The sequence below is a fragment of the Verrucosispora sp. SN26_14.1 genome, from assembly GCF_004307965.1.
Lineage (GTDB): Bacteria > Actinomycetota > Actinomycetes > Mycobacteriales > Micromonosporaceae > Micromonospora.
Genome location: NZ_SISL01000323.1, coordinates 1 through 6672, shown reverse-complemented (window position 1 = coordinate 6672; position 6672 = coordinate 1). Strand labels below are relative to the sequence as shown.

General features: G+C 70.6%; 8 protein-coding genes and 1 pseudogene. 4 read left to right on the top strand and 5 right to left on the bottom strand.

The window, feature by feature from the left end:
- Positions 1–240: 240 nt before the first annotated feature.
- Both EYA84_RS23200 and EYA84_RS23195 read right to left on the bottom strand, forming a co-directional pair.
- The gene (locus EYA84_RS23200) at positions 241–498 is read right to left on the bottom strand and encodes a WhiB family transcriptional regulator (protein WP_007072794.1); all 258 of its coding nucleotides are present in this window, start codon (positions 496–498) and stop codon (positions 241–243) included.
- Positions 499–943: 445 nt separating this feature from the next.
- Complete coding sequence (locus EYA84_RS23195) at positions 944–1888, bottom strand: diacylglycerol kinase family protein (RefSeq protein ID WP_131055297.1); 945 nt, start codon at positions 1886–1888, stop codon at positions 944–946.
- A 42-nt stretch (positions 1889–1930) separates the two neighbouring features.
- Here EYA84_RS23195 and EYA84_RS23190 point away from each other — a divergent pair, with 42 nt between their 5' ends.
- Positions 1931–2320, top strand: coding sequence for a hypothetical protein (locus EYA84_RS23190; protein WP_131055295.1), 390 nt, complete (start codon positions 1931–1933; stop codon positions 2318–2320).
- A 7-nt stretch (positions 2321–2327) separates the two neighbouring features.
- On the opposite strand, the gene EYA84_RS23185 is transcribed toward EYA84_RS23190, so the two are convergent.
- Together EYA84_RS23185 and sodN are read right to left on the bottom strand one after the other, a co-directional pair.
- On the bottom strand, positions 2328–2735 hold the full coding sequence (locus EYA84_RS23185; protein WP_131055293.1) for an anti-sigma regulatory factor: 408 nt from the start codon (positions 2733–2735) through the stop codon (positions 2328–2330).
- A 183-nt stretch (positions 2736–2918) separates the two neighbouring features.
- Positions 2919–3323, bottom strand: a complete 405-nt coding sequence (gene sodN, locus EYA84_RS23180; protein ID WP_131055291.1) for a superoxide dismutase, Ni — start codon at positions 3321–3323, stop codon at positions 2919–2921.
- Between the two features lie 85 nt (positions 3324–3408).
- Here sodN and EYA84_RS23175 point away from each other — a divergent pair, with 85 nt between their 5' ends.
- The 3 genes from EYA84_RS23175 (at position 3409) to EYA84_RS23165 (ending at position 6112) form a co-directional block, all read left to right on the top strand.
- Entirely contained in the window at positions 3409–3741 is a 333-nt protein-coding gene (locus EYA84_RS23175; RefSeq protein WP_131055289.1) for a S24/S26 family peptidase, read from the top strand.
- 140 nt (positions 3742–3881) lie between these two features.
- Positions 3882–5060 (top strand): NADP-dependent malic enzyme, encoded by a 1179-nt coding sequence (locus EYA84_RS23170; protein ID WP_131055287.1) that lies wholly within the window; start codon positions 3882–3884, stop codon positions 5058–5060.
- Positions 5061–5149: 89 nt separating this feature from the next.
- Positions 5150–6112, top strand: coding sequence for a zinc-binding dehydrogenase (locus EYA84_RS23165; RefSeq protein ID WP_131055284.1), 963 nt, complete (start codon positions 5150–5152; stop codon positions 6110–6112).
- Positions 6113–6244: 132 nt separating this feature from the next.
- Here the strand turns inward: EYA84_RS23165 and EYA84_RS23160 are convergent.
- A pseudogene (locus EYA84_RS23160) lies at positions 6245–6672 on the bottom strand (chlorophyllase); the annotation flags it as partial.

Genomic DNA, 6672 nt, shown 5'->3' with positions numbered 1-6672 from the left:
GCGCGGTCGCCGTGGCGGCGCCGCTGACCGACGCGCCGGAGTTGGTGGGGCTGGTGCTGGACCGGGTGGACGTCCAGGCGCCCTCGACGCGCTGAGCGCCCTTGTGGATGTAAGGAGGGGTCCCCTGCTAACGCCTGGTGTATAGGAAGGGTCCCTTCCTTACATCCAGGTGCGGGTGGACAGCAGAACGCCCCGGCGGGCTGAGCCCGGCCGGGGCGTGTCGCTTCGGTGCGGTTGTGGTCAGGCGGAGTGAGCGCGCAGCACCCGGAGGCCACCGCGACGCTTGACAGCGCGGCGCTCCTCTTCGCTCATCCCGCCCCAGACGCCAGCGTCCTGACCGGACTCCAGCGCCCACTGCAGGCACTGGTCGGTCACGGAGCAGCGCCTGCAGACGGCCTTGGCCTGCTCGACCTGCAGGAGAGCCGGACCGGACGTCCCGATCGGGAAGAACAGTTCCGGGTCCTCGTCGCGGCAGACAGCATGGTGACGCCAGTCCATGGCGGCAACACTCCTCATTCTGGATGGGTGGCAGATGTTGCTTCTTCGTGCTTTTCCTATATGCATCCGCATTGCCGATGGTGACGGTTTGCGTTCGTCAATTCGGCAGTGCGTGAGCAGGCTGTTGGCCCGGGGGACCTGCTGGAACAGCTCAACCTGCCGAGCATGTCCAGGCAATGTCCCGGTAACTCAAGTTCGCTTGTGAATACTTTCACGAACTCTGGCGATGTCAAGGGTGACGCTTGGAAAAACTCCGGGCGGTGAGCAAGCCCACAACCCATTTGTCCCGGTTCCAGGGGGCGCTGGCTTACCCGGCTTATCACAGTCGAGGATCAATATAGTACAGTCCCGCGCACATTGCCGACATTTCCGGCACGAGTCCCAGGTGTCGCAGTCGTCGCGTGTCGGGGGCGCGCCGACCTCTCCGCCCGGGGGTACCGGAGACCTAACAGATTACTCTGAGTGCGGCCGGAACGGAGGCGAATCCAACTTTTTCTCGTTCGCCAAGGTAGTCGCCGTCGAGCTGAAACGCCTGCGGACGGCTCGCTACCAGCGTGAACTCGGCAACATCGTGCCGACGAAGAACTTGGCGACCCTGCGGATCCGGCGTGGCGGACAGGAATTGCCTCACTGTCCGTGTCGTACTGGCGACGCCTAGCTGGCGAAGGGCCATCACGTCGAGGCCCAGATCGAAGGACGCCTCCGGGTTCGGGTTGGCCTCCCGGTCGCCGACGAACGTCCACGGGGCGGTGTTCTGGACGATCACCGTTGCCAGATCGCCCTCCGTGGTCTCGCCCGGCTGCTCCAACTGGATCGCCGGGTTGCGCCGCTCGGCACCGAGCAGGAACTGCGCGGTGAAGGCGCGGAAATAGAGCCCCGGCGAGGAGACCCGGCCCCGCCGACGGGCCTCCTCGACCCGATGGATGACCGCCGCGTCGAGCCCGAAGCCGGCGCAGAAGGTGAAGTAGCGGTCGTCGGCCCGGCCGAGGCCGATCGTCCGGTGCCGGCTCAGCCGCAGCCCCTCCAGGAGCATGCTGGCCGCCTCGGGCCACTCCTTGGGCAGGCCCAGCGCCCGCGCGAAGACGTTCGTCGAGCCGCCCGGCACGGTGGCCAGCGCGGGCAACCGCTCGGCGGTCGGTGCCGCACCGCCGGCACTGGTCGCCGTCATCAGGCCGTTGACCACCTCGTTGACCGTGCCGTCACCACCGAGGGTGACCACCACGTCGACGCCCTCCACCGCGGCCTCCCGGGCCAGCGCGGTGGCGTGGCCGCGGCGCCGGGTGTAGCGCACGGAGAGATCCACCTCGCTGCGCAGCGCTCGGACGAGCACATCCCGCGCACGCTCGCTGGTGGTGGTGGCCTTCGGATTGACCAGCAGGACGGCCCGCATGGGCGGCACTGTACCCCGACCCGCCACGGGTATCGTGACCGCGTGGCAATCGACTCCGACCCGACCCCGGTGACCCTCCGGTGGGCGGTCTTCCTCCTGCGGGGTCAGGCGATCGCCGTCGGGCTGATCGCGGCCTGGTTGGTCGTCGCCGACTTCACCGCCGCCACCACCGACCTGGTGTCGGCGCTGCTGGTGACGGCGTTCGCCATCGGCGCGGCGATCGCGCTCTGGGCGCTGGGCAGCGCGCTGCTGCGCCGTCGAGCGGGCGCCCGGGCACCCGCCATCGTGCTGCAACTCATGCTGCTGCCGATCGGCTGGTTCATGATCCAGGGCGGGTTGGGCTGGCTCGGCGTACCGCTGATCGCGCTCGGGCTCGGCGTCACCTGGCTGCTGGTGAGCCCGCCCACCACGCGGGCCCTCGGCTTCGAGTGAGCTCCGCTCACCAGCCGGAGGCGCGGCGGGTGAGCAGCGAGATGGTGGCCCGGCCGTCAGCCGCTCCCGCCGAGGCGGAGGTGGTCAACGCGGTCAGCACCTTCCACGCGAACGACGACTCCGCAGGGAGTCGGGCACCCGGCACGGTCGGCACCGTCACCTCGACGGTCAACGCGTCCTCGGTGACCGCGAAGCGGCAGTCCAGTTCGGCACCCCGGGGCGCGATGGCGAGCAGCATGGCGCACGCCTCGTCCACGGCGATGCGTAGGTCCTCGATCTCGTCGAGGGCGAACTGGAGACGCGCCGCGAGACCGGCGGTGGCCGTACGCAGGACGCTCAGATAGCCGCCGTCGGCGGGCACGGTGAGGTGCACCACGTCGTCGTCGGTGGTCGGTTGTCCGGTCAGTTGAGTCACGACTCATCCCCCCGGTCGGGGACTCTACCCGCTCAGGCGGCGGGGCGGCGGAGGGCCGTCAGCGCGGCGGACGGCGAGCCGGGCGACCTGGTACGGACCGGGCGCTCGACCGGAAACGCGTCGGCGACCGGCCCGCCCCGAGGGGCAGGGCCGGCCGCCGACGACAGGCGTGACCGGGTCACGTCACGCCTGCTTGGTCTCCCAGAAGATCTTCGAGATCTCGTCGATCTTCTGCAGCAGCTCGTCGGCCTTGGACGGGTCGGTGGCGCCCTTGGCGCCGGCCGCGCCGGCCAGCTTGGTGGCCTCGTTGAACAGCTGGTGCAGGTGCGGGTACTTCTCGAAGTGCGGCGGCTTGAAGTAGTCGGTCCACAGCACCCACAGGTGGTGCTTGACCAGCTCGGCCCGCTGCTCCTTGATCAGGATGGCCCGGGTACGGAACTCGGGGTCGGTGTTGGCCTGGTACTTCTCGCAGATCATTTTCACCGACTCGGCCTCGATCCGAGCCTGCGCGGGGTCGTAGACGCCGCAGGGCAGGTCGCAGTGCGCGCTCGCGGTCACCCGGGGCGCAAGGATGCGTGGAAGTCGCATCGGGATCCTCCATGGGAAGTTTGCGATGATCCATGACGACATTACTCCTGGACGTGGTCCCCGAGGCCGCAGGAGGTGAAACCACATGCCGGTACCCCGTCTCCGGCGACCGCTCTCGGCCGTACTCGTGACCGGTCCGTCCATGGCGCCGACCCTGCGGCACGGCGACGCGGTGCTGGTCCGCCCGGGGGGTCGCGCCACCCGGCCGGGGGACGTGGTGGTCGCGGTCTTCCGCAGCCGCCCCGAGCTGCTCGTGGTCAAACGCGCCGTCCGACCCGTCGACGGCGGCTGGTGGCTGTACGGTGACAACGAGTTGGTGACCGACGACTCCCGGGCGTACGGGGTGGCCGACGTCCTCGGTCGGGTGGTGTTCCGCTACTGGCCCCGCCCCGGCCGATTGCCGCCGCAGCCGTTATGACCCTGCTCACCTCTGGCTGCCGGTGGCGTGACTATGCTCGAAAAGTGCCTGGGTGACCCCCGCACTCGTGCCGCCGCTCGCTCGCCTCACCGTGCGCCCCGACCGGCCGGCCCAGCTGCTGAAACGACACTGGAGTCACCATGCCTTCGTCCACCGTGGACCCCGCTGATCCCGTCTTCCAACTGCACCGGGGCGGCAAGATGGCCGTCCTCTCGACCGTCCCGCTGACCAGCCGCGAAGACCTCTCCCTCGCGTACACGCCGGGCGTGGCACGGGTGTGCGAGGCGATCGCCGCCGACCCGTCGCTGACGTACGAGTACACCTGGGCGTCGAACACCGTCGCGGTCGTCACCGACGGTTCGGCCGTACTCGGCCTGGGCAACATCGGCCCGCGCGCCGCGCTGCCGGTGATGGAGGGCAAGGCTGTGCTGTTCAAGCAGTTCGGCGGCGTCGACGCGGTGCCGATCTGCCTCGACACGCAGGACGTCGACGAGATCGTGGCGACGGTCAAGGCGCTCGCGCCGTCGTTCGGTGGGATCAACCTGGAGGACATCAGCGCGCCACGCTGCTTCGAGGTGGAACGCCGCCTCGACGAGGCACTGGACATCCCGGTGTTCCACGACGACCAGCACGGCACCGCGATCGTGGTGCTGGCCGCGCTGCGCAACGCCGCGACCCTGCTCGACCGCAAGCTCGGCGACCTGCGGGTGGCGGTCAGCGGCGCGGGCGCGGCCGGCGTGGCGGTGACGAAGATGCTGGTGGCCGGGGGAGTGGACCCGCAGCGGGTGGTGGTCTGCGACTCCCGGGGCATCGTCTCCCGTCAGCGTGACGGCCTCACCGGCACCAAGGCCGAACTGGCCGAGCTGACCAACGCCGACGGCCGGCAGGGCGACATCACCGAGGCGTTGCGTGACGCCGACGTGCTGATCGGTGTCTCCGGCGGTCAGATCCCGGAGGCGGCGGTGGCCGGGATGGCGTCCGGCGGGATCGTGTTCGCGCTGGCCAACCCCACCCCCGAGGTGCACCCGGACGTCGCCGCCCGGCACGTCGCGGTGGTCGCCACCGGCCGCAGCGACTACCCCAACCAGATCAACAACGTGCTGGCCTTCCCGGGCGTGTTCCGGGGCGCGCTCCAGGCCCGGGCCACCCGGGTCACCGAGTCGATGAAGGTGGCCGCCGCCGACGCCATCGCCGCCGTGGTGGCCGAGACGCTCACGCCCGACGCGATCGTGCCCTCGCCGCTCGACCCCCGGGTCGCCCCGGCGGTGGCCGAAGCGGTCGCCGAAGCCGCCCGCCGCGACGGCGTCGCTCGCGCCTGACGTGTAAGCCTGACGTGTAAGGAAGGGCCCCCTCCTAACGCCTCGTGTCGAGGAAGGGACCCTTCTTAACGGCCGCTCAGCTTGTTACGGTGCGGATCATGCGTGCCGCCTTCGCCTCCCGTTTCGACGACGCCGATCCGCTCGCCGCGCTCACCGTGGGTGAGCAGCCCGAGCCGAGCCTGCCCGACGACGACTGGGTGACCCTGCGCGTCACGGCCAGTTCGCTCAACCACCACGACATCTGGTCACTGCGCGGTGTCGGACTGCGAGCCGAACAGTTGCCGATGATCCTGGGCTGCGACGCCGTCGGTGTCGACCCGGAGGGCAACGAGGTGGTCGTCTACCCGGTGGTGCCCACCCCGGGTGACCCGCGCGGGATCTCCATCCTCTCCGAGCACTTCCCCGGCACGCTGGCCGAGCGGGTGGCCGTACCCCGGTGGAATCTGCTTCCGCTGCCTGCGGGCCTGTCGGCGGCGAACGCGGCGTGCCTGCCGACGGCCTGGCTGACCGCGTGGCGGATGCTGACCGCCAAGGGCCGGGTCGACGAGGCCGAGGCGGTGCTGGTCCAGGGCGCCGGGGGCGGCGTCGCCACCGCCGCCGTCGTGCTGGCCACCGCGATGGGCAAACGGGTGTACGCGACCAGCCGCGACGCGGCCAAGCGGGAGCGGGTCGCCGGGCTGGGGGCGACCGCGCTGGAGACGGGTGCCCGGCTGCCCGAGCGGGTCGACGTGGTGATCGAGACGGTCGGTGCGGCCACCTTCGACCACTCCCTGAAGTCGGCCGCGCCGGGCGCGCGGATCGTGGTCTCCGGGGCGACCGCCGGGCACGAGCCGGCCGTCAACCTGCGCCGGGTCTTCGCGATGCAGTTGGAGATCCTGGGTACCTCGATGGGTACCCAGGCCGATCTGGCCGACCTGCTGGCGTTCTGCGCCGAGCGGAAGGTACGCCCGGTGGTGGACAGCGTGGTGCCGTTCAGCCGGGTCGAGGAGGCGTTCGCCCGCCTGCACTCCGGCGACGCCTTCGGCAAGGTCGTGATCGACCACACCAGCTGACGCACGGCACGCGTCGAGGCGCACGCGCTCAGTGTGAGGGCGTGCGGCGTTAGGGCGTGCGGCGTTAGGAAGGGTCCCCTGCTATACGCGAGGCGTTAGCAGGGGACCCTTCCTTACGACAAACCCCGGGAGCTACAGGTTGCTGTCGAGGGTGGCGATGTCGTCGCGGGCGGCGGCGGTGGGGATGCGCTCCTTGGCCTCGGCGTCGCCGTAGAGCGTCCAGCGCAGGAACTCGGCGGTGGTGTTCGCCACCACGCCCAGCGACGTGTCGTCTCTCAGCAGCTTCCGGCCGTGGTCGCCCTCGGTCAGGCTGAGCATCGCCTTCGGCCATGGCACCAGGTCGTAGACCGCCTTGCCGGCGGTGTACTGCACCACCTCGTCGGCCTCGCCGTGCACGAACAGTTGCGGTGCGGCGGCACCGGCGAAGGCGGTGCCCACGCCGAGCGCGGTGCCGGCGAAGACGATCCCGGCGGCCAGCCGCTCGTCCCGGCCGGCGGTGAAGAGCCCGATGGTGGTCACCCCGCCCGCCGAGTGCCCGGCGGCGGCCACCCGGTCGGTGG